18 protein-coding genes and 1 pseudogene are annotated in these 19748 nt (G+C 59.8%); 4 read left to right on the top strand and 15 right to left on the bottom strand.

From position 1 onward, the window contains the following. Window positions 1-892 (top strand): annotated as a pseudogene (locus tag ABIE62_RS11350) (hypothetical protein); the annotation flags it as partial. Window positions 893-936: 44 nt separating this feature from the next. On the opposite strand, the gene ABIE62_RS11345 reads toward ABIE62_RS11350, so the two are convergent. The 8 genes from ABIE62_RS11345 to ABIE62_RS11310 all read right to left on the bottom strand — a co-directional run bounded on the left by ABIE62_RS11345 (window position 937) and on the right by ABIE62_RS11310 (window position 10336). Next, the gene (locus ABIE62_RS11345; protein WP_354326097.1) at window positions 937-3552 is read right to left on the bottom strand and encodes a glycosyltransferase; all 2616 of its coding nucleotides are present in this window, start codon (window positions 3550-3552) and stop codon (window positions 937-939) included. Window positions 3553-3690: 138 nt separating this feature from the next. Beyond that, complete coding sequence (locus tag ABIE62_RS11340) at window positions 3691-4152, bottom strand: hypothetical protein (RefSeq protein WP_354326096.1); 462 nt, start codon at window positions 4150-4152, stop codon at window positions 3691-3693. 13 nt (window positions 4153-4165) lie between these two features. After that, complete coding sequence (locus tag ABIE62_RS11335; protein ID WP_354326095.1) at window positions 4166-5104, bottom strand: phytanoyl-CoA dioxygenase family protein; 939 nt, start codon at window positions 5102-5104, stop codon at window positions 4166-4168. A 33-nt stretch (window positions 5105-5137) separates the two neighbouring features. Beyond that, entirely contained in the window at window positions 5138-5785 is a 648-nt protein-coding gene (locus tag ABIE62_RS11330; RefSeq protein WP_354326093.1) for an ABC transporter ATP-binding protein, read from the bottom strand. Next, entirely contained in the window at window positions 5782-6564 is a 783-nt protein-coding gene (locus ABIE62_RS11325) for an ABC transporter permease (RefSeq protein ID WP_354326092.1), read from the bottom strand. The genes ABIE62_RS11330 and ABIE62_RS11325 overlap by 4 nt, the downstream gene beginning before the upstream one ends. Before the next feature lie 10 nt (window positions 6565-6574). Further along, the gene (locus ABIE62_RS11320; RefSeq protein WP_354326090.1) at window positions 6575-7789 is read right to left on the bottom strand and encodes a KpsE/RkpR family capsule polysaccharide export protein; all 1215 of its coding nucleotides are present in this window, start codon (window positions 7787-7789) and stop codon (window positions 6575-6577) included. 152 nt (window positions 7790-7941) lie between these two features. Beyond that, a complete protein-coding gene (locus ABIE62_RS11315) occupies window positions 7942-8676 on the bottom strand; it encodes a DUF5672 family protein (RefSeq protein WP_354326088.1) in 735 nt (244 codons plus the stop codon). 61 nt (window positions 8677-8737) lie between these two features. Further along, complete coding sequence (locus ABIE62_RS11310; protein WP_354326086.1) at window positions 8738-10336, bottom strand: glycosyltransferase family 2 protein; 1599 nt, start codon at window positions 10334-10336, stop codon at window positions 8738-8740. A gap of 232 nt (window positions 10337-10568) precedes the next feature. Here ABIE62_RS11310 and ABIE62_RS11305 point away from each other — a divergent pair, with 232 nt between their 5' ends. After that, the gene (locus ABIE62_RS11305; RefSeq protein ID WP_354326084.1) at window positions 10569-11834 is read left to right on the top strand and encodes a capsule polysaccharide biogenesis protein; all 1266 of its coding nucleotides are present in this window, start codon (window positions 10569-10571) and stop codon (window positions 11832-11834) included. Window positions 11835-11995: 161 nt separating this feature from the next. Continuing rightward, a complete protein-coding gene (locus ABIE62_RS11300; RefSeq protein ID WP_354326082.1) occupies window positions 11996-13009 on the top strand; it encodes an NAD-dependent epimerase/dehydratase family protein in 1014 nt (337 codons plus the stop codon). A gap of 23 nt (window positions 13010-13032) precedes the next feature. On the opposite strand, the gene ABIE62_RS11295 is transcribed toward ABIE62_RS11300, so the two are convergent. Beyond that, complete coding sequence (locus ABIE62_RS11295) at window positions 13033-13605, bottom strand: hypothetical protein (RefSeq protein WP_354326080.1); 573 nt, start codon at window positions 13603-13605, stop codon at window positions 13033-13035. A gap of 341 nt (window positions 13606-13946) precedes the next feature. Here ABIE62_RS11295 and ABIE62_RS11290 point away from each other — a divergent pair, with 341 nt between their 5' ends. Beyond that, window positions 13947-14975, top strand: a complete 1029-nt coding sequence (locus tag ABIE62_RS11290; protein WP_354326079.1) for a phytanoyl-CoA dioxygenase family protein — start codon at window positions 13947-13949, stop codon at window positions 14973-14975. Window positions 14976-14988: 13 nt separating this feature from the next. Here ABIE62_RS11290 and ABIE62_RS11285 read toward each other — a convergent pair whose 3' ends face one another. From ABIE62_RS11285 to rsfS, 6 genes are all read right to left on the bottom strand, one after another. Next, window positions 14989-15510, bottom strand: coding sequence for a demethoxyubiquinone hydroxylase family protein (locus ABIE62_RS11285; RefSeq protein ID WP_354326120.1), 522 nt, complete (start codon window positions 15508-15510; stop codon window positions 14989-14991). Next, window positions 15510-15986 carry a disulfide bond formation protein B gene (locus tag ABIE62_RS11280; protein ID WP_354326078.1) on the bottom strand — a complete coding sequence of 159 codons (477 nt, stop codon included), beginning with the start codon at window positions 15984-15986 and terminating at the stop codon, window positions 15510-15512. Before ABIE62_RS11280 ends, ABIE62_RS11285 begins: the two co-directional genes overlap by 1 nt. 10 nt (window positions 15987-15996) lie before the next feature. Beyond that, window positions 15997-17358 (bottom strand): S41 family peptidase, encoded by a 1362-nt coding sequence (locus tag ABIE62_RS11275; protein ID WP_354326076.1) that lies wholly within the window; start codon window positions 17356-17358, stop codon window positions 15997-15999. A 133-nt stretch (window positions 17359-17491) separates the two neighbouring features. Continuing rightward, window positions 17492-18733 carry a murein hydrolase activator EnvC family protein gene (locus ABIE62_RS11270; protein ID WP_354326074.1) on the bottom strand — a complete coding sequence of 414 codons (1242 nt, stop codon included), beginning with the start codon at window positions 18731-18733 and terminating at the stop codon, window positions 17492-17494. A 4-nt stretch (window positions 18734-18737) separates the two neighbouring features. Next, the gene (locus ABIE62_RS11265; RefSeq protein WP_354326072.1) at window positions 18738-19163 is read right to left on the bottom strand and encodes a 23S rRNA (pseudouridine(1915)-N(3))-methyltransferase RlmH; all 426 of its coding nucleotides are present in this window, start codon (window positions 19161-19163) and stop codon (window positions 18738-18740) included. A 143-nt stretch (window positions 19164-19306) separates the two neighbouring features. Further along, complete coding sequence (gene rsfS / locus ABIE62_RS11260) at window positions 19307-19660, bottom strand: ribosome silencing factor (RefSeq protein ID WP_354326118.1); 354 nt, start codon at window positions 19658-19660, stop codon at window positions 19307-19309. Window positions 19661-19748 lie beyond the last annotated feature (88 nt).

The following is a 19748-nucleotide window of genomic DNA, read 5'->3' as shown; positions in this document are numbered from 1 at the left end:
TGCAGCGCAGCAAGCAGATGCGGCCCGCATCGAACACGAAAAGATTATTGCCCTTGTCGAGCATCGCCTTGCCGAAAGCGAGGCTGCTCTGGCCAGAATGGATCGTGCGCACCGCGAGTTGGAGGCGCAGCTATCCGCCGAACAGGAACGTCACAGTATCGAACTGGTGGCGAAGAATGACGCGTTGTCTAATTCATCGGAAAAATACCGCGCGCGCCTCGCCGATATCGCGGAACTGGGGCGGATCATTCGCGCCAAGGACGAAGAAGTTGCGCGGCTCCGGTCACAAAATGAGGAAAGCGATCGCGAGCGCATCGAACTGCAGCAAAAATTATCCACTGAGCAGGACCATCACAGCGCCGAACTGGCAGCGAAATTGAAAGAGCTCGAGCGCTCAAAGACTGAATACCGCGAGCGTCTCGCCGATATCGCGGAACTGGGTCATATCCTTTCTTCCAAGGACAAAGAGCTTACGCAGCTTCGGGCACAGCATGAAGAGGATGAAATTCGTTACCGCGTCCTTGCGCAACTGGCGAAAACGAAGGCCGAACTGAAGCAAGCCGAAAAGCCGAAATTGCGGCTTCGTCCTGATCGACGCGCGAACAATGCAATTGCCGAGGACATTCGTCTGGTGGAGGCATCCGACCACTTCGATGCCGATTGGTACCTCGCCTTCTACCCCGATGTCGCCGCAGCGGGAGCCGACCCCGCTCACCATTTCGTTACCGAGGGCGCCTACGAGTTACGCAATCCCGGACCGGGTTTTGACTCTCTGAAATATCACAAAGCGTATCCCGACGTGACCGCCGAAGGGCTTGCCGGGTTCATTCACTATATTCGTCACGGGCGCGCGGAAAACCGCGAGACGTTCCCGGTTGGTGAGCGGCGCTGAGACGCACGAAGGGGGCATCGCCCCTCCTTCCAAGCACTCTCACTTCAGACCAAAGCCTGATCCTGAATCTCACGCGCGCACGCGCGCGCCGCGCGGCTCATCCGTTCCAGTTGCAACCGCGCCGCGTCCAGCGCCAGCACGGCATCGGCGACGCTCTTGGGCGAATCCGCCGGAACGACGAAACCCGTCTTTCCGCTAATAATCAAAGATGGTGGCGCACCGCGATCATAACAGATCACCGGCCGTCCCGCAGCCATGGCTTCGACCACGGTGCGCCCGAAGCTTTCAGCGAAATGTGACAGGCTAAGCACAATGTCAGCCTGCCCGATCGCCTCTGCCGGGGTCGCAACGTAGCTGCGCATGATTACGTTTGGTGGAAGCGGATACAGCAGATCTAGATCGCCAGTCTTCGGCCCGATCAACAGGAAATGCACAGGCCATCCGGTGGCGGCAACGATGCGCGCGGCCTCGACCACATCGTTGATCCCTTTCTTCGCGATGTTGCTGCTAATCAACGCCACTTTGAGAACTGGCCCAGGTGCAAAAGGCAAGTCGAACAGTTTTTCGTCAATCGCATTGGGCCGAACGGTGCAACGATCCGGGCTTGCTAGCCAATCGGCCACAACCTGCGATGGCATGATAAAGCGGTCCGCCTGTTCCAGCAATTGCCCGCGCAAAGCTTCGGCGGCCATCCCCAGCGCTCGGCACAAGTCCGGATCCTCTGTGGGCATTTCTCGCACATAGACGACGCTGGGCGCACCCTCTGCCCGCGCAGCAATCAATGGGGCTTCAAGAGCGACGGTGTTTACGTGAACCTCCGCCGGCCGATGCTTGCGGATCAACGCGCGCGCAGCTTCCACAGTTTGGGGCGACGGCGGGTAAAGCGCATTGCGCCATGTTTGCGGCAGGGTTTCCACGGCGACGCTGATTTCCAGCAGTGCGTTCAGATACGCAATGTTTCGAATAGTCGGAAGCACCACGACCGGGCACAAACCATCGCGCACGAGGCGCTTGACGACATCGAGCAAGCTGCGCTCTGCGCCGAACAGAGTTTCTCCCGAAGTATGGGCGAATACCAGAGCGCGCCGGGCGTCGGGCGCTGTTGGCTGCAGTTTACCCTTGAAGGTGGGCAGGCACGCTGCTCCTTGCGCCTGCCCCACCCGCAAAAAGTGCAACAGAGGGTTTTCATCAGCGTTCAGCCCCTGGGCATGCCGATAACCACTGGTGCTGAAGCATGGGCTTGGATCGCGATTTTCGCCTGCGCCTGCGGCGAGGTAGTGCCGCGCCGCACCAAGATCGGACTGCATAATGTCCGGATGGGCCAGCAGGTACCAATCTTCGTCCAGCAGGTCCGATGCGACCAGCGCATCGTGATCGTCAGGTTCGGCATCACTGCCATCAAGGGCGACACCGGCAGGCGCGCGAAAGGGGCGCTGTGTCGGGTGTTGCGGCAGGTAAAGGTCTACTGGTTGCGTAGCGCGCGCGTGCCACGCGAGGGCGGCCTCCATATAATCATGGCGAATGCCCGAATACTGCGTGCGCATGTGCGTCAGGCTGCGATTGGTGAGCGATCCCGGTTGGGTTCGACCAAAGGCCAACGGCACTCCGGGACACACTTCAGCGATGGCTCCGCCGCCATAGGCATTGAGCAGGCGATAATAATATTCGGTATCGGCATTAACACGGGTGCGATCCCAATAACCGATCTCGTCGCGCAGGCTTGCCCGGATCATAAGCGAAGAGACATTGCGGTAAACCCAGCCCTCTTCGATCCGCCAGCGGGTCATTGCCAATTCATCATCCACCCGGGCCCAGTGGGAAACCGAGGCTTGCCGAGCAGGATCGTCGATTAGCGCGAGCGCCTGACGCTCAACTTTATGCGGGTGCGACCAGTCATCGGCGTCGTGCACTGTCACGAACGCCCCGCGCGCTTGCGCAAAGCCTTCATTGCGGGCGGCATAAGCGCCCTGGTTCGCACCCAGAGCAATGACCTTGATGCGCGGGTCTTGCGCGGCGGCCGCTCGGGCAAGCTCAAGTGTCTGATCGGTCGATCCATCATCAACAATCAGGATTTCGAGGTTCGGCCAGCTTTGTGATCTCAAGCCACGCAATGCTGTGGGCAGCACTTTGGCTCCGTTGAATATCGGCACGATGATGCTGACCAGCGGTTGGCTTGCGAGCCGCTCTTCCGCATCTGCTATTGGTTCGCCCTGCAGCCTGTCAAACAGCCCGTTATCGCCGCCCGACAATAATATCGCCGCCAACCCTGAACCTGCATAAATCCGGTTCAGGATTGTTGAAAGATCGCGATCTGATGCACCATGCGCCTTTGCCAGCGAGAGGTGGGTGAGGGTGAAATCTGGCGATTCACCGAACCGTTCGATCCCGGTTTGCAGAATCTCAACGGCACGCCGGGCGTCATCGCACACAACGCCAAGCTGCACAGCGAGCAGGTAAGGGCCAGGATGCGGCACGGCCCATCCGCCTTCGGGGTGAGCATGGAAGGCAAGAATGGCCTGATAGGCGCGCTGCAGGTTGTGCTGATCAACCTCCCAGCGCGCCAGCACCCAGCCAGCAGCAGCCTTTTCTGCTGGCGGGCCGCGCTCCAGCAGCGCCCGAAGCCGGGGTAGCGCGAGATCGTGGAAGCCACGCCAAAGCATCCGATCCAGCTCCAGCGCGTGAACCGGTGCCTGTCGTGCATGCGGAACGGCCGGAACGGATTGAAGCCAGTCAAAAAATTTAGCCGAATCCGCATCGAAGCGTGGCGATTGTGATTGCGGCCTCACGCGGAATCTCCATCAGGCCAGAGGCCTGCCTTCGGCTTTTCCGCAATGCAGGTAATGGACCAACGCCGGCCAGCCAGCATCGATAACATCGGGATTGGCGAGATAGTAGTTCATGGTGTCGAAATCAGGCCCCGGATTGCGCCGCTCGAACGCCCCGGCGCGAACATAATGTTCGGCGGCATCAATGCCGCTTGCGGCAACATCGCGATACGTATGGGCATACCACTGCGGGTCGAATTGCGGCGCTTGCATCAGAAGCCCAATCTGCTGCTGCACCGATGGCAGTCCCTCAGCAGGGCCGTTGAGCACCATCTCATAGGTCGCGTGCAGAAGGGCGATTTCCACCTTGTGCCTGAATTGCAGCTCTCTGATTTCCGCACGTAAAACGGCCTGAATTTCGAGATCACTTTGCCCTGCGCTCATCTTCGCGATCGCTTTCCCGTCGATGATCGACCACCGGCGCAGATCACGCAAGTGCCAGCTAGGATCACTGTTTCCGCCCCAAGCGGCCAACCCACTTATGCCACCGCGTATCTTGCGGCAAAGCACCAAATGCCTCGCCAAGATACTGGTTCGGCCGCCGTTGGCCATCATGGATGGCCACGACCTCGCGCGTTTGCAACTGCCCGGTCACCTCGTCGGAAAAAGCAGGAGTATAATAGACGCAGTCCTCAAAATAGTAATGCGTAACCTGCGACCAGCGAGTGAGCGTTGGGTTTGTTTGGTGACTGCCGCCATGCAGCAGATTCGCGCCCCAAATCAGCGCTTGCCCCTTGCGAGCGGTGAAAACTTCTTCCGAAGCGCCATGAACATCGCACAGTGCTTGCCAGGCTCGAGCAAATGGCAATTGAGCAGACGCCTCCTCGCTGCCGAAACCTCGCCTTCCGATCATCGCATTCGATATGATCGGCCAGCGGTGTGAGCCACGCACGTAAAACAATGGCCCTGCATCGAGCTTTACATCCTCCATCGCTAGCCACACACCGCACATGAAGCGTTCAGGCAAGGACGAGAAATGGACTGAGTCGGAATGAACTTTCTGCTGGGTGCCAACAGGAAAATTAAGCGTCTGAAACGGAAAAGCTGGGCGGCCATAAAGCTTGCCAAGCAGATCTAGCACATCCGAATTGGCGGCAATCGCGCGCACGTCATCGTCGAACTGCCAGGCATCCTGAATGCGGCGCTCGCCCCTGGTCTTGTCGGCCTGCGGGTCATCAAACGCGATATTGAAGTGCGGCCCAAGGCGCACCTTTATTCGTTCGATCCGAGCATCAATTTCGGGATCCGGAAAGTCGATAACAGCAAAGCCATGGGTATTGAGATCTCTGGCAATGGACTGCTCCGCCTCAGTCAAGTCGGAAAGGCTATCGCTGGCAAAGATCGGCGATTCGAACCGCGGAACACCTGGGAAAATAGGATCGTTCATAATATCCTTTACCTGAAAGCAATCACTAAAACCTTAAAGTGTTTTATAAATTTCAACAGCTTCTGCCACGTTTTCATAAACAGTTGCTTTCCCATCATTCAACAATATTGCGCGATTGCAATATTGATTTATCATTTCGAGACTGTGAGAGGCAAGCAATAGTGCGCGGTCAGTGCGCTTTTCGAAAAACTCGGCCTTTGATTTGTTCTGAAAATTCCTGTCGCCGACCATGATCACTTCATCGATTAGGTAGCAATCAAATTCGATGGCTAACGAAAGAGCGAATGCGAGGCGCGCACGCATGCCAGAAGAGTAAATCTTTACCGGCATTTTCAGATTGCTGCCGAGCTCGGTAAACTCCTCCACATATTCGCGAATTTCTGCATAAGGCTTGTCATAAATCCGGGCAATAAAGCGGGCATTATCATATCCGGTCAAACTGCCCTGAAAGCCGCCCGTAAAGCCCAGCGGCCATGAACAGGTCATGCGGCGGGTTACCTTTCCCGCAGTCGGCATTTCAACGCCGCCAATCAGGCGGATCAAGGTTGATTTGCCCGCCCCATTGCGGCCAAGAAGGCCAATGCGATCACACGGATTGATTACAAAATCGACGCCCTTAAGGACATTTTTCGTCACATGCCCGCTACGGTAGTCCATGTGGAGGTTGCAGCATTCAATCATGTAATCGTCATCGTTCTGCGGACCCTACGAGACAGGATCAGTCCGATTAAAAGGCAGACAAGCGAAAGGCCCAAAGCCTTAGGGATATCGTAATAAGGCGTGACAGCTGCTCCGAAGACACCAAAGCGCATGAGCTCCATCCCACTGACCAGCGGAGACCACATGAGAGCGTCTCTGACGTTAGGCGGCAACCAAGCTGCCATGTTGAACACGCCTGAGAACGGAAGCGCGATGTAGACACTAATAGGGACGAGTTTTTCGACCGCTTCCGACATTTCCGAAATAGGCGCGAGAATTGTGCAAAGCGAAAATATGAAGAATACGTAGATCGCCCAACCCAGAACGAGAACTCCAATATCAGCGGGGAAAGGGAAGAGGCCAAAAAATGCCAGCACAATACCAGCAAATATATACGCCATCATCGCACCAACCGACTCGATCAGCACGCGCACGATAATAAAATCGAGAATTTTGACTTGCCGGTGATAAAGTAATGAAGAATTGGCTACAAATATTTTTGCAGACTGGCCGAAAGAATGGCGCAAGAAAGTCAGTGGGATGTAACCAGTCGCCACGAACGCGAATACACTCATACCGTGATTAGTGGGGGCTTTAAGAAATGACCACACTAATCCAACCAAGCTTGCAAACAGCAGTGGCTCTACCATGATCCATAGAAAGCCGATATTTTCTCGGCCAAAGCGAGTCATCAACTCACGGCTCGTCAAAGCCCGAATCACCTTGATCTGGATGCGCCACCCTTCGCTAAAACGCGCCATCGCCCGTCAGTCAATCTTCTGATGCGTGCTCGCGCACCCCGACAGCCAGCATCCAGCCAACGAAATAGAGGCAAAGCGTCCCGAACAAAACGGCCAGAATGGCGCGCAATCGTGCAGGCTTGATGGCTTCATCAGGTCGATTGGGTTCGACCACGCGTTCGAGATAATATTGTTGCTGCACCGCCTCAGCCCGCGCTTGTTCAAGGGCGGCGTTGGCTGCAGTCAACATCTGTTCGGCAAATTCCTGCTCAACCAGCAGATTTTCGTATTGTGAGATCTTGGCGGCAATCCCGTCCGGCGTGCCAACCGCACGCCCGGTCTGCTCGGCCACCTGCTGCGAAATACCTGCGATGCGATCCTGCAGCGCGGGTATCGATGGATGGTTGGGTGCGTTACGTTGAATTTCTGACAGTTGCGCGCGCAGCGCAGATTCTTGTATGATTAATGCGTTCGAAACTTCCAGCACGCCGATGCCTTGCTGCTGGGGGTCGAGGATTTCTGCAGAATTGCGGTAAGCGCCCAACTGAACGCGCGCGCCGCGCAATCTGTCCTGCGCTTCGTCGACGCGCGCCTGCGCTTCCTCAATCGCCTGCGAATTGATCCGCTTGTTAAGCTTATTGACCAAATCCTCACCCAAATTCAGCAATCCGGCATTGAGTTCCCGCGCTTCTTCGGGGGTGAAGGCACTCACACTCAGCACAGTGAGCCCCGTTTCTGCATCCGGGTTGGCCTCAATCATCGCAGTGTAGTATTTATACAGGCCTTCGAACGTATCGCTCTGATAGACCAGCGGGAACCGGCTAAGAAAATCGGCTTCGGGCGAGGCAAATGCACCGCGAACATCCACCTGCTTTGACAGGTCTGACAGCGCGTTGCGCGAACGTAAATATCCAATTATTTCACTGGCTTGCTCAGCGCCATTGCCCAAGCCAGTGGATTGCAACAGCCCCTGCAGCGCCGAACCGCTTGATTGTTTACGATCAGGGGCCTTGATGACGAAACGTGATTCAGAAACGTAAATATCAGAGGCGATTACCCCGTAATAGAGGGTGGCCAGCAGCGTCGGAAGGACCACCGAAAAAATGAACCAGCGACGGCGCCGGATCACCGAAGCGAATTTGTGACGCCCACCAATCGCCGCGACATGGCGTTGCAATTCAGGATCGTGTTGCATGATGTGTGTTTTGAACTCAGCGTCTTTTGATGAGGATTTCATCCATAGCATGCAATTTGTCCGTCGCGGCTATGATCTGCCCCATAGCACCCGTTTTGCAAAATTTCCAAATTCTTTAAGGCCGAACGCGGTCACGCGTAATAAGGCCGAACGCGGTCACGCGTAATGGGGCCTGCCACCCCAATGACACGTATTATCGCGCCCTAGCGGCTTCGCCCCCAGCGCCGCGCATCCGCAAGGCGCCGAGCGATCATTTTACAGGCGCGTGACACACCATTTTCCCCTGCCAAGACCAGCAGCAACAGATCTTTGAAATCGTGCCGCAAGGTCGCTGTGTCATCAAGCGTCTGGTAAATGTTCCAGAATTGCTCGGTGCCAAGAACGCGGGGCATCAGGAATACGCCGTGATAGCCGAAGGCGGCGGCAGGGTCTCCCGAGCGCTCGACGGCAAAGATATCCGCAAGCGCGGCTGGCGCAAAGCGCAGCCCAAGACTTTCCAGAAATATGCGATTGGTGCGGCAAATGGCGACATCCTCTGGGTGATGCGCAGCGAATTGCGGATGGCGGCAGGCTTCCATCAAGCGCCGGCTGCGCAGCGAAAAGCCGCCATTGCCAACAACATGACCATCATCGAATTGCGGCCAGCTTGCCCCGATGTAATCATAATCGAGGAACTCCGGGCGCCAGCGCGATGCATCCAGAACGTGCCCATCCCATTGCACAATCAGACAGTGGCTGGTGGTGCAATGGTCGACCAACTTCGCAAGGATGAAATGGGAATAGGCCACGGCGGAATTGATCCGTTCCACTCGGACGACACGGATTTTCTCCGAAATGGTCGCGCCAAATTCAGCCGGATCAGCATCGGTGAACAGCAACGCTTCGGCGACCTCGATCTGGGCGAGACTTGCCTCAAGTGCGCGAATGGTTGCTGTCACATTTGTTGAACTGACGGCGCACATTGTCACGTCGTCCAGAACCAGACGCGGGGGCGCAGGATCAGAGCGCGGGGACAAAGTGTTCGCTCAACCGGCTAAGGTGCGGGTGGTGGAAGGGGTCATACGTTGCCCCCTTCGTGACGAGGCGCATGTTCCACAGATCATTCAGGAATGCCACCTCGCGCGCCTGACGCGCTGCACCTGTTTGATCGCGGTCCAGCCTGCGTGACACGGATTCGTGGTGCACCAACCGCGCGCGCGGTTCGTAGAGGCTGCACCATCCACGCGCACCCAGCCGCAGGCACAGATCGACATCGTTGAACGAAACCGCAAAGCGTTCGGCATCAAACCCGCCAACAGCATCAAATTTCGTGCGCTCCACCACCATGCAGGCCGCTGTTACCGCCGATACGAATTGGGGCAAGGCATGGCGATGGAAGTAACCCTCCTCGTCGGGTTTAAGCAATCGGTGCGCATGCGCCGCTGCGCCGCCAATTCCGATCACCACCCCGGCGTGCTGAATGCGGCCATCCGGATAAAGCAGCTGCGCGCCCACCGCCCCGACATCTGGCCGAACGGCTTGGCGTGCCATTGCAACCAGCCAGCCCGTCTCTTCAATCTCGATGTCGTTGTTGAGAAAGCATAGCACCGCGCCCCTGGCCTCTTGAACAGCGCGGTTGTTGATCGCCGCGAAATTGAACGGACCATCATCGCGAAGGACACGCACGGCCGCCGGGTCAAGCTGCGCAAGATAATGGAGCGTTGCCGGGTCGTCGCTGCCATTGTCGATCACAAGTATCTCTAACGGTTGCGGATATTCGGTGCGCGACAGCCCTTCAAGGCAGTTTGCGAGCAAATCGACACGATTGCGCGTGGGCACCAGCACGCTCACGCGCGGCAAGGTTTCCTGCGCGCGCGCTGGCTGGCGTTGCGCAAGCGGCAGGCGTGGTGCTGGCCGTGATCGGCGGTGATGCAGGATGTGGTGGAGGTGAATGATGGCACCGTTTTCACGCTCGCTGTCCTCCACAGCCTCGGCAACAAGCCGGGCGGCCCAGTACGGTTCACGGCCCTTGATCGATGGCGCGCGCGCCGCTCTGACAAGTGCAGCACCAGTCACGTAATCGAAGTGGCGGAAAAGCTCACTGTTCCAGTCGGGTTTGAAATGGGGCTTATGACGCCGTCCTTTGCGGTCGATCAGATCATCATCGGCATAAATGACGCGGCAATTCTCCGGTGCCTTGGCGGCGGCTGCGCGGTAGTAATCCCCCGCCCCGCTGGCAATAATATCGCCATTGGCAACCGGCATGACCCAGCCTTCGCTATCAGATATCGCCCATTGGACGTCGGAAACTGCGCTTACCACCCGCGCTTCGATTGACTCGGCGAGGAGGCTGGCAAGTGTCGCCTCGCTTCCTTCGCCATCCTGGATCAAAGCGACAATCCTTGGTGGCTTTGCGGACTGTTCGATGTGCGGCAACGCTCCGTTGCGGGCCAGCCACAATGCGAAGGCGTGCGGCGTTTGCCCCAGCAGCGGGGCAAGATGAAGGCCGGCACGCATCCGCTTGCCGATCAAATACCACCACAGACTGCGCCCATAAAGCACAGGGTGCGCAAGCATGGCCTCGATATGCACAACGAGCAGCAAGAATGCAGCAGCCATTCCGGACGATCGGGGTGGCACAGGGGAACGCGTCATAGGCGTGCGTTAAGCTACCACGCTTTCGAAGCAAGCCCCCGTTAATCTGAAATGTGGCTTTAGCACTGCCGCTGTTTCAGTGAGAGGCTTGAGAACGCACACGAAAATCTTGCCAAAGGATCGACAGGTTACAGGCATAGCGACTAGGGTCGATTGTAACTTCGGTTGCAATTATGGAATTATCCAAGTTCATCTTATGACCTCAACAACCATTCCGCTTTCCGCGCCTGACGCCGCGCCCGCCAAGTCACCGCGCCGTGTCATGCTGCTCCAAGGCTTGATGGGCCCGTTCTTCCGTCAGCTTGGGCAAGGTCTGCGCAAGGCCGGGCACACGGTGTTCAAGGTCAATTTCAACGGCGGTGATCGGGCTTACTGGCGGCTGCCGAACGGGATCGACTATCGCGGAACCCTGTCCGAATGGCCGGATGCTTTCGCCGATCTGCTGCAACACCACCAGATCACCGATGTCATGCTGTTTGGCGACTGCCGCGATCACCATATTGCCGCGCTCAAGGTCTGCCGGGAACGCGGTGTTTCCGCCTGGGTATTCGAGGAAGGCTATGTCCGGCCTGACTGGGTGACGATGGAGATCGGCGGCGTCAACGGCCACAGTTCGCTCCCGCGCGACCCGCAATTTTACCGTGACCGCGCCGCTGCATTGCCGCCCGTGCCCGATCACCGCAAAGTGCCGTCTTCGTTCCGCAGACGCGCCAGTGAGGGGTTTTTTTACAACGCTGCCGATGTGCTGACCCGCTGGCGTTATCCGGGCTGGCACACCCATCGTCCGTGGCATCCGCTGGTCGAAGGCATGGGCTGGGCGCGCAAGCTCAGCCGCAGCAAAGAGCGGCGCGAACAGGCCGCAGCCTTGATTGCGCGCTTGCTGGATCGGGATGAGGCCTATTTCCTGTTTCCATTGCAGCTCGATTCAGACGCACAGATCCGCCTTCATTCCCCATTCGCCGGGGTCAAGGAGGCGCTGAAAGTCGTGCTTGAATCCTTTGCCAAACACGCGCCAGCCCATACCCGGCTGGTGGTGAAGGAGCACCCACTCGATAACGGGGTCCGCAACTGGGAGCTTGAAACCAGCGACCTTGCCGAGCGATTCGGGGTTGCCGGGCGGGTAGATTACTTGGCGTGGGGGGATATCGAGGCGATTTCCGAACGCGCGCTGGGGATGGTCACAATCAACAGCACCAGCGGAACCTTGGCACTTGCCATGGGCGTTCCGGTGGTAGTGCTGGGCACAGCGATCTACGACTTGCCTGATCTCACCTGCCAGAACGGGCTCGACCATTTCTGGACCGAAGCTACCCCGCCCGATCGCGAAACCTTTGCAGCCTTTCGCCGGGTGTTGATTGATCACTGCCTGATCCCGGGGGGCTTTTTCTCCGGCGAGGCGCTGGACAAGGTGGTTGCGCACGCCGTTGCCCGGTTTGATGGGCGCGGGCTGCCGCCGGACTGATTCCGACGTCCTTGCGGCGCAAACCAATTCTGTCGAATGTGCGTCGACATGGGTCAAAAGGGCAATTTTTTTTAGCTTTTGCTTGTGGGCACAACGGATACGGTGTTGCTTCCCGCTGCTACTGCCCACGCCACTCGGTAAATCCGGTTGAAGGATAATTCATGCGCACCATTCTCGTCACCGGTTCGGCCGGTTTCATCGGCTACCACCTGTCGCAGTTGCTGCTCGATGAAGGTTTCCGCGTGGTCGGCTTTGACGGGATGACCGATTATTACGATGTGCGGATCAAGCAGCGGCGCCACCAGATGCTGCTGCAACACCCGCATTTCAGCGCGACCGAAGCCATGCTCGAAGATTTCGACGCGTTGCACGCGCTGGCACTAGCGGAAAAGCCCGATGTGATCGTCCACCTCGCAGCCCAAGCGGGGGTGCGTTACAGCCTCGAAAACCCGCGCGCCTATATTGAGGCGAACCTGATCGGCACCTTCAACGTGATGGAATGCGCGCGCGAACTGGCGGTCGATCACCTGCTGATGGCCTCGACCAGTTCGGCTTATGGCGCGAATACCGAAATGCCGTTCACCGAAATGCAGAAATGCGACACGCCGTTGACGCTCTATGCCGCGACCAAGAAGGCGAACGAGGCGATGGCGCATTCCTATGCCCATCTGTGGAACCTGCCGACCACGATGTTCCGGTTTTTCACCGTCTATGGCCCGTGGGGGCGGCCCGATATGGCGCTGTTCAAATTCACCAAGGGGATCCTCGAAGGCACGCCGATCGATATCTACAATAACGGCGATATGTTCCGCGATTTCACCTATGTCAGCGATCTGGTGCGCGGCATAAGGCTGCTGGTGGATACGCCCCCGGTGCGCCCCGAAACGCCCGAGGATATCGCGCCGGGTGACAGCCTTTCCCCCGCAGCCCCGTTCCGGGTGGTGAATATCGGCAATGGCGACAAGGTGCGGCTGATGGATTTCATCACCGCGATCGAGGCGGAATGCGGGCGCGCAGCGGTGCGCAATTATCTGCCGATGCAGCAAGGCGATGTGCCCGCGACCTGGGCCGATGCGAGCTTGCTGAAATCGCTTACCGGCTATGCGCCGCAAACGCCGTTCCGCGAAGGGATCAGGCAGTTCGTGGCGTGGTACCGCGATTATTACCAGGTCTGAATGGGCGCGTTAAAATGGGCGCGTTATAGCGGCTGATCGCTCTCGGCCTCGGGCGGCGGCAGCGCGCCTTCGGTCGGCACCTCCGCATCACGTTCGCGCTCAAGCCGCTCCATATATTCGCGCTCGATCATTTCGACCCGCTCCTGCTCGGCAGCAGCATCGGTGTCGATGTTTGACAGGCGCTCGGCCCGCGCTTCTTCGATCAGTTGGCTGAAACGCACGTTTTCGCTCTCAGCGCGATCTTTGTAAGCGGCTTCGATGAATTTCTGGGTGCAGCCGGTGAACCCGCCTGCGCCTGCCGGACTGCAACTCATTGTCCCGAAATCGCCGACATACTTGAATGATTCCACCCGCCGCGCCCAGGCAACATTCTCGGGTGAGTCGCTTTGGCGCAGGTTGGGTGGGATGCGGTAGCGATCAGCCTCCACCAGAATTTCGCAAATGACCACCTCGCCCGGCTGCGCGACCGGACATTCATCTTCGCTATAGGCGATCACCATGTTGATTTTTTCATCGGCGCTCTGCGCCGCAGCCGGAACACCGGTGACCGTCAGAGCAGCCATTGCAAACAAAGCGGGGGTCAACACGAACTTCATTCGGCCGGTTCTTTCGTTTCTAATGCGTTTTTGCAGGTCGCCAAGTGGTGTTACAGTGATCGAAGTCTAGCGATGAACCATCCAATGCCTGCGTTCCAAAGCACTTGTCCAGCCCGCTTTCTCTATCACATGATTTTATCGGAGCCTAACCGGCGAAAGCTGAACTGACGCTGTCCCCCTCCCAAAAACCGGCAAGGTCTGACACGCAAATGCCCGGAGGATCCACAAGAATGCAACAGGTTCTGTGCGAATCCGGCAGTTTGAAACAGGTTCAATTCGCTGACATATCTGCTAAACGTTCCAAAGCAGCCCGCAAGCAAAGGGCTAAGGAAAATCGTCGCATGGCCAGCAGTTTTGTCAAAATCCTGATGGCTCCGGTCTGGCTTTTACAGCTTGCGACGGGGGCCAAGAGCTTCCTCGACAATCCATTGATCGGCTCCCAAGCCCTGAACCGGCGCGGCCTGCATGTGGCCCGCGTCAGGTTTGCCAATGCGATGTGCCTGTGGCGTCGAAGGCGGCTGGCAAAGGCGGTTCGGGCTGACTGGCGTGAAGCGTTTGACCGCGATGGCTTCGTCGCGATCCCCAACATCATCCCGGATGAAGAATTTGCCGCCCTGCGCGACGCAATTCTGGGTTACGTGGGCGATGCGCGCGAAATGCAGCAGGGGGATGCGATAACCCGGCGCATGGCGATTGATCCGGCCATGCTGCAGGCGATCCCGGCGCTGCGACGGCTGCTTGATCGCCGCGATATCATGGCGTTGCAGCATTACGTGGCCAGCTATCGCACCGCTCCGCTCCACTACATCCAGACCATTGTAAGCAAGATCGGTGACGGGGGAGATGACCCCCAGGAAACCATGCATGCCGATAGCTTTCACGCATCACTGAAATCGTGGTTGTTTCTCAATCCTGTGGCCATCGAGGATGGGCCGTTTGCCTATGTTCGCGGATCGCACCGCTTCACGCCAGAACGGCTGGACTGGGAATATAACCGCAGCCTTGCCGATCCACGCGCGATTGACCGGCTGTCCGCACGCGGATCGCCGCGCACCACCGCGCATGAGCTTGAGGCGATGCATTTGCCGCCACTGGAAAAGATGGCGGTTGCCGCGAACACTCTGGTGGTTGCCGATACGGTCGGGTTTCATGCGCGGGCACCATCAACGGTGGGCGGGGAACGCGTGGAAATCTGGTCCTATGCGCGCCGCAACCCGTTTCTGCCGTGGATCGGCGGTGACTTGTTGAGCCTGCCGGGCCTTGCCGAGCGGCGGATTGGGTGGGTTTGGTCGCTGCGCGACAGATTCGAGAGCCTGATCGGCCAGCCATGGAAGCCGGTTGGGCGGCGGCGGCCAGCCGATTTTGATTGAGCGGGGCTGACGGTTAAACCCGCTCGCTCACCTTGATGGCGATGCGGCAGCCCAGCCGGATCGCGCCTGCCAGCAGCGGATAGGCGGGTGCGCGTTCGGCGCCGCTCGCCAGCGCGGCGTCGCGGTGTTCGCGTTCATCGTCGCGGAAGGCGGTGATCATGTCTGCCAGTTCAGGGTCGGCCCCGCTCGCCTCCAGCTTGTCAATCTGTTCGCTGTAATGCTTGTCGATCTCGGTTTCGATCGCCGCCGTGCAGGCCATCGCCGCTTCGGGGCCGAGCAGCGCCGTGCCAGCGCCCAGCGCATAGCCCGCCGCCGACCAGAACGGATGCAGCGCCGTCGGCCGCACACCGCGCCCGGCCAGCAGCGCATCGAATTTGGCGCGGTGTTCGCGTTCCTGTTCGGCCATGTGGCGGATTTGCGCGGAATGCGGCCCGCGATCACCCATCACCGCCAATTGGCCTTCGTAAATCCGGGTCGCGCCGAATTCACCGGCCTGATCGACCCGGATCATGCGGTGGAGTTCTTGCCTGTCCATCATCCGTTCCCTTCGCCTGCGCCTGCCTTAGAATACGCAGCCAGCGCCACAATAGCCGCACCGCCGATGCAGGAAATCAGAAAATTATACCCTGCCAGTGAAATGCCCCATAGCGTCCACGGCGCAACATCGCAGCGGATCAGCGGCGCTGCGGCGGGGTTCATCACGTCGATCCCCGAAGGCAGGGTTGAGCACCCGGTAATCCCGGCCCACCAGCCATATTCGACCCCGGCGTGGAAGCCCCCGATCACCCCGGACGTGATGATCGCCAGCCCCGCCAGCGCAGCCCAAACCTGCGGCGGCTTCAAAAAGAAGGCGAGCGCGCCAATGCCAAGCGCCGCGAAATGCGGGTAGCGCTGCCACCAGCACATCTCGCACGGCGGCAGGCCGAACCCATATTGCGCGATATAGGCCCCGCCCAGCAATGCAGCGGGCAACGCCAAGGCGAGCAACCTTGCCCTGTCCAGATTGTTCATACCGTTGGCCTTAAGGCTTGGCCGCGCGCGGTGCCGGGCGCAGCGCCACCGTGCTCTGCGTGGTGCGGCGCAGAGTTTTCAGCGCATAATCGAGCTGGAAGTCCTTAACTCCCTGCTCCTCCAGCTCGGCAGCGGTCAATTTGAAGCGCGGATCGGTGATCTTGTCCGCCTCCATCTCTTCATCCTTGATGCCGAGTTCGTTGATCAGATGCCCGCGCAGGTCGCTTTCGCGGGTCTGGTATTTGGCCCGCAAGGCCATGTCGGGATCGGACAGCTGCGGCACCGCGATATCGGGCTTGATCCCGCCTTCCTGCACCGATTTGCCCGCCGGGGTGAAATAGCGCGCGGTGGTCAGCTTTAAAGCCGCATTCTTGCCGAGCGGCAGCAGCGATTGCACCGATCCCTTGCCAAAGCTGCGTTCGCCCATGATCAGCGCGCGGCGGTGATCCTGCAATGCGCCTGCGACAATTTCCGATGCCGATGCCGACCCGGCATTGATCAGCACGATCATCGGCACGCCTTCGGCCATATCGCCGGGATAGACGGTTTCGGCATCATACAGCATCGTTTCACCGCGCGCGCGCCCGCGCTGGCTGACGATCCGGCCCGAGGTGAGAAACAGGTCGGACAGCGCCACCGATTCATCCAGACTGCCGCCCGGGTTGTTGCGCAGATCAAGCACCAGACCATTGACCCGCCCACCGGGGGCCTTTTTCAGAATTTCCTGCCACGCCGCGAACACATCCGCGCCGACATTGGCAGAAAATTCGTTGACGCTGATGACGCCGATATTCCCGGCGGCGACTTCATGCGTGACCGGTTCGAGCGCGATCACGCCGCGCGTTACATCCACCTCCAGCGGCTCATCACGGCCGGGGCGGAAAATCGTCAACCGGATTGCCGAGCCCGCAGGGCCGCGCATCTGCGCCACCGCATCATCCAGATTTCCGCCGTAAATCAGCCTGCCGTCCAGATGGGTGATGAAATCGCCCGCCTTGACCCCGGCGCTGTCCGCCGGACTGCCACGGAACGGCGAGATCACCTTGACCGCGCCATCCTCCATCACCACCGACAGGCCAAGGCCCGAATATTGCCCGTCAATCATCGTCTCCAGCCGCTGGAGATCGCTGCCATCGAGATAGGCCGAATGGGGATCGAGCGCGGCCAGCATTCCGTCAATCGCGCCGCGGATCAGCACCTCGTCCTCAACCGGCTCGACATAGCTGGCCTTGACCCGCTGAAACACCGCGAACAGCTTGGCGAATTCAGGCCCGGCGCGGCCATCGACCTGCGCCATGGTGGCGGTGGTGGCGGGGATCAGCGCAACAGCGGTGACAAGTGCGGCGCTGCGCAGGAGGGCGGCGATTTTCATATGGGGTGCAAGGCTCCTTTATGGCGGTAATGTATAGGTTTGCCGAGCTTAACGCCAGATGAGAGCTGTGCGGACGATTGCAACCTGTCCCGGCGGTGCACAAAATCGCGGCGTGAGGTTGAGCCTTGGATGATTAGCGCAGTAATTGCAATGGGTTAACGGGCTCTCCGTCCCGCCGCAATTCGATCGTCACCGCTTGCGCTGCGCCATCGGCCATGCCCAGCGGGCTGCCGCCGATGACATTATCGCCCACCGCCACGTTCACCCGCTGAAGCCCGGTGACAAGGCTGGTCCAGCCGCCAGCATGTTCGATAATCACGATTCGTCCGAACCCGCGATATTCGCCGGCAAAGGCCACCCGCCCGCGTCCCGGCGCGACCACTTGCGCCCCCGAGGCCGGGGCGAGCGTTAATCCGGTGCTGGCGATGCCACTGTCGCGCTTGGCGCCGAACCCGATCAGCGTGCGCCCCTGCACCGGAAGCTGGAAATCCGCAGGCGGCGGGGCGCTGGCGGCAGAGGGGGGCGCATTATTGGGCGCAGCCAAGGCTTCCGGGGCGAGCGGCGCGGCGAGATCAGCCGGACGCAGCACCGGCCCCGGCAGCGCGGCGAGTTCACGCCGCAATGCCGCCACTTCGTCAAGCTTGTCGACCAATCCATCCAGATCGCGCGCTTCTTCGGCCAGCGCCAGCGCGCGCTCAGCCTCACGCATGGCCGCGCCGCGTGCACTGCGTGAGGCGATGCGTTGCTGGTTTTCAACCGCGGCGAGGCTTTGGCGGCGTTCCCGCAGCATCCCTTCGCTGCTGCGCAACTGATCGAGCGAGCGCGCCGCCTGCGCTTCCAATGCGCGCCCGCGATCAAGCTCACTACGCAGCGCGGCGGTGCGGGCGCGGATCTGCGGCACCGCGCTATCGAGCACCGCGCGCACATAGACCACGTCTTTGAGCGACCCCGGTTGCAGCGCCGACAGCGCCAGCGGGCGGCGCGCTGCGGTTTGCAAGGCAGCGGTGAGGCGCGCGGTCGGTTCTTGTTTTGCAGCCAGCCTTGCGGTCAAATCGGCGCGCTCGGCCCGCGCGATCGAATAGCGCGCGCGTGCGGCTTCGATATCGGCTTCGGCCTGCTGAATCCGCGCGGCGAGCGCGGCGGCTTCGTTGGCGGTGCGCTGCACGGCTTCGGTGGCGGCTTCGGCCTCACGCGAAAGGCGGGCGGCGCGGGCTTCGGCAAGGCGGCTTTCGCGGGTGGCGCGGGTCAGCGCGGCCTCGGCCTCATCGGGCGCGATCAGCTGCACGGCGGTTTGCGCGCGGGTGGCTGGCAGCATCGCAAGCAGCGCGGCGCAAGTGGCGGCGGTGCACAGGGCAAGCAGCGCAGAGCGGTTCATTGTCCTATCCTGCCCGATGATAGGGGTGTCCGGCAAGGATGGTGGTGGCGCGGTAAAGCTGCTCCATCAGCATCGCGCGCGCCAGCATATGCGGCCAGGTGGCAGGGCCGAAGGCGAGCAGCAGATCGGCAGAAGCGCGCTCATCGTCCGAATGGCCATCCGCCGCGCCCAGCATAAACCGGGTTTCGCGCACACCATCATCGCGCCAGCGGCCCAGCAAGGCGGCAAAATCCTCTGACGTCATCGCCTTGCCCCGTTCGTCGAGCAGCACCGTGCGGCAGGGATTAAGCGGATCGGCCAGCTTGCCCGCGCCGGTATCGGGCCATTCGGTCAGCTTGACCGGCCACGTCAGGCGTTTGGCATAACGATCAACCAGATCGCCCTCGGGCGACCGACCAATTTTCCCGCGCGCGATGATGTGGAGGAGCATTTTTTGTTTGGCCTCAAGCGCCGGCGCGCGCGTCCGCGCGCTTGGCTATCCTCGCTCACGCGACCTGAAGGTCGCATCGCTGCGGGCGGCCGGTCGGCCTTGCGGCTTGCTGCGCAAGCCGAACCAGCACTCAATCACTCTGGTCAGACGCGCCCGGTCGCCGCCGTGTCCGATCCCTCGAACGACCACATCCGTTCAAGATTGTAAAAGCTGCGCACTTCGGGGCGGAACAGGTGCACCACCACGTCGCCCGCATCGATCAGCACCCAGTCGGCGGCGGGCAGACCTTCGATCCGCGCATGGCCGAACCCGGCTTTCTTGATCTCTTCAGCCAGTTTCTGCGCCATCGCAGCAACCTGCCGGGTCGACCGCCCGCTGGCGATCACCATGTGATCGGCAATCGAGCTTTTCCCCGCGAGCGGGATCGAAACGATTTCCTGCGCTTGATCATCATCAAGCTGGGTCAGAACCAATTGGTGCAGCGCATCGGCGTCCATGTCAGAACGCGCCAGCGTTTGGGCTGCCGTGGCAGCGGCTTGAACCGCACCGGGCGGCACGGACGCGACAAAGGCTTCGGTAATCGGC

The sequence above is a fragment of the Porphyrobacter sp. MBR-155 genome (assembly GCF_040547625.1).
Lineage (GTDB): Bacteria > Pseudomonadota > Alphaproteobacteria > Sphingomonadales > Sphingomonadaceae > Erythrobacter.
This window is presented reverse-complemented; position numbering and strand designations above follow the sequence as displayed.

Excerpts from the sequence above, each read along its gene's own strand:
- ABIE62_RS11345 (WP_354326097.1), bottom strand. The coding sequence starts at position 3,552 with ATGCTTTGGCGTGGCTTCCACGATCTCGCGCTACCCCGGCTTCGGGCG.
- ABIE62_RS11335 (WP_354326095.1), bottom strand. The coding sequence starts at position 5,104 with ATGAACGATCCTATTTTCCCAGGTGTTCCGCGGTTCGAATCGCCGATC.
- ABIE62_RS11330 (WP_354326093.1), bottom strand. The coding sequence starts at position 5,785 with ATGATTGAATGCTGCAACCTCCACATGGACTACCGTAGCGGGCATGTG.
- ABIE62_RS11325 (WP_354326092.1), bottom strand. The coding sequence starts at position 6,564 with ATGGCGCGTTTTAGCGAAGGGTGGCGCATCCAGATCAAGGTGATTCGG.
- ABIE62_RS11320 (WP_354326090.1), bottom strand. The coding sequence starts at position 7,789 with ATGCTATGGATGAAATCCTCATCAAAAGACGCTGAGTTCAAAACACAC.
- ABIE62_RS11310 (WP_354326086.1), bottom strand. The coding sequence starts at position 10,336 with ATGGCTGCTGCATTCTTGCTGCTCGTTGTGCATATCGAGGCCATGCTT.
- ABIE62_RS11305 (WP_354326084.1), top strand. The coding sequence starts at position 10,569 with ATGACCTCAACAACCATTCCGCTTTCCGCGCCTGACGCCGCGCCCGCC.
- ABIE62_RS11300 (WP_354326082.1), top strand. The coding sequence starts at position 11,996 with ATGCGCACCATTCTCGTCACCGGTTCGGCCGGTTTCATCGGCTACCAC.
- ABIE62_RS11295 (WP_354326080.1), bottom strand. The coding sequence starts at position 13,605 with ATGAAGTTCGTGTTGACCCCCGCTTTGTTTGCAATGGCTGCTCTGACG.
- ABIE62_RS11290 (WP_354326079.1), top strand. The coding sequence starts at position 13,947 with ATGGCCAGCAGTTTTGTCAAAATCCTGATGGCTCCGGTCTGGCTTTTA.
- ABIE62_RS11285 (WP_354326120.1), bottom strand. The coding sequence starts at position 15,510 with ATGGACAGGCAAGAACTCCACCGCATGATCCGGGTCGATCAGGCCGGT.
- ABIE62_RS11280 (WP_354326078.1), bottom strand. The coding sequence starts at position 15,986 with ATGAACAATCTGGACAGGGCAAGGTTGCTCGCCTTGGCGTTGCCCGCT.
- ABIE62_RS11275 (WP_354326076.1), bottom strand. The coding sequence starts at position 17,358 with ATGAAAATCGCCGCCCTCCTGCGCAGCGCCGCACTTGTCACCGCTGTT.
- ABIE62_RS11270 (WP_354326074.1), bottom strand. The coding sequence starts at position 18,733 with ATGAACCGCTCTGCGCTGCTTGCCCTGTGCACCGCCGCCACTTGCGCC.
- ABIE62_RS11265 (WP_354326072.1), bottom strand. The coding sequence starts at position 19,163 with ATGCTCCTCCACATCATCGCGCGCGGGAAAATTGGTCGGTCGCCCGAG.
- rsfS (WP_354326118.1), bottom strand. The coding sequence starts at position 19,660 with ATGGACGCCGATGCGCTGCACCAATTGGTTCTGACCCAGCTTGATGAT.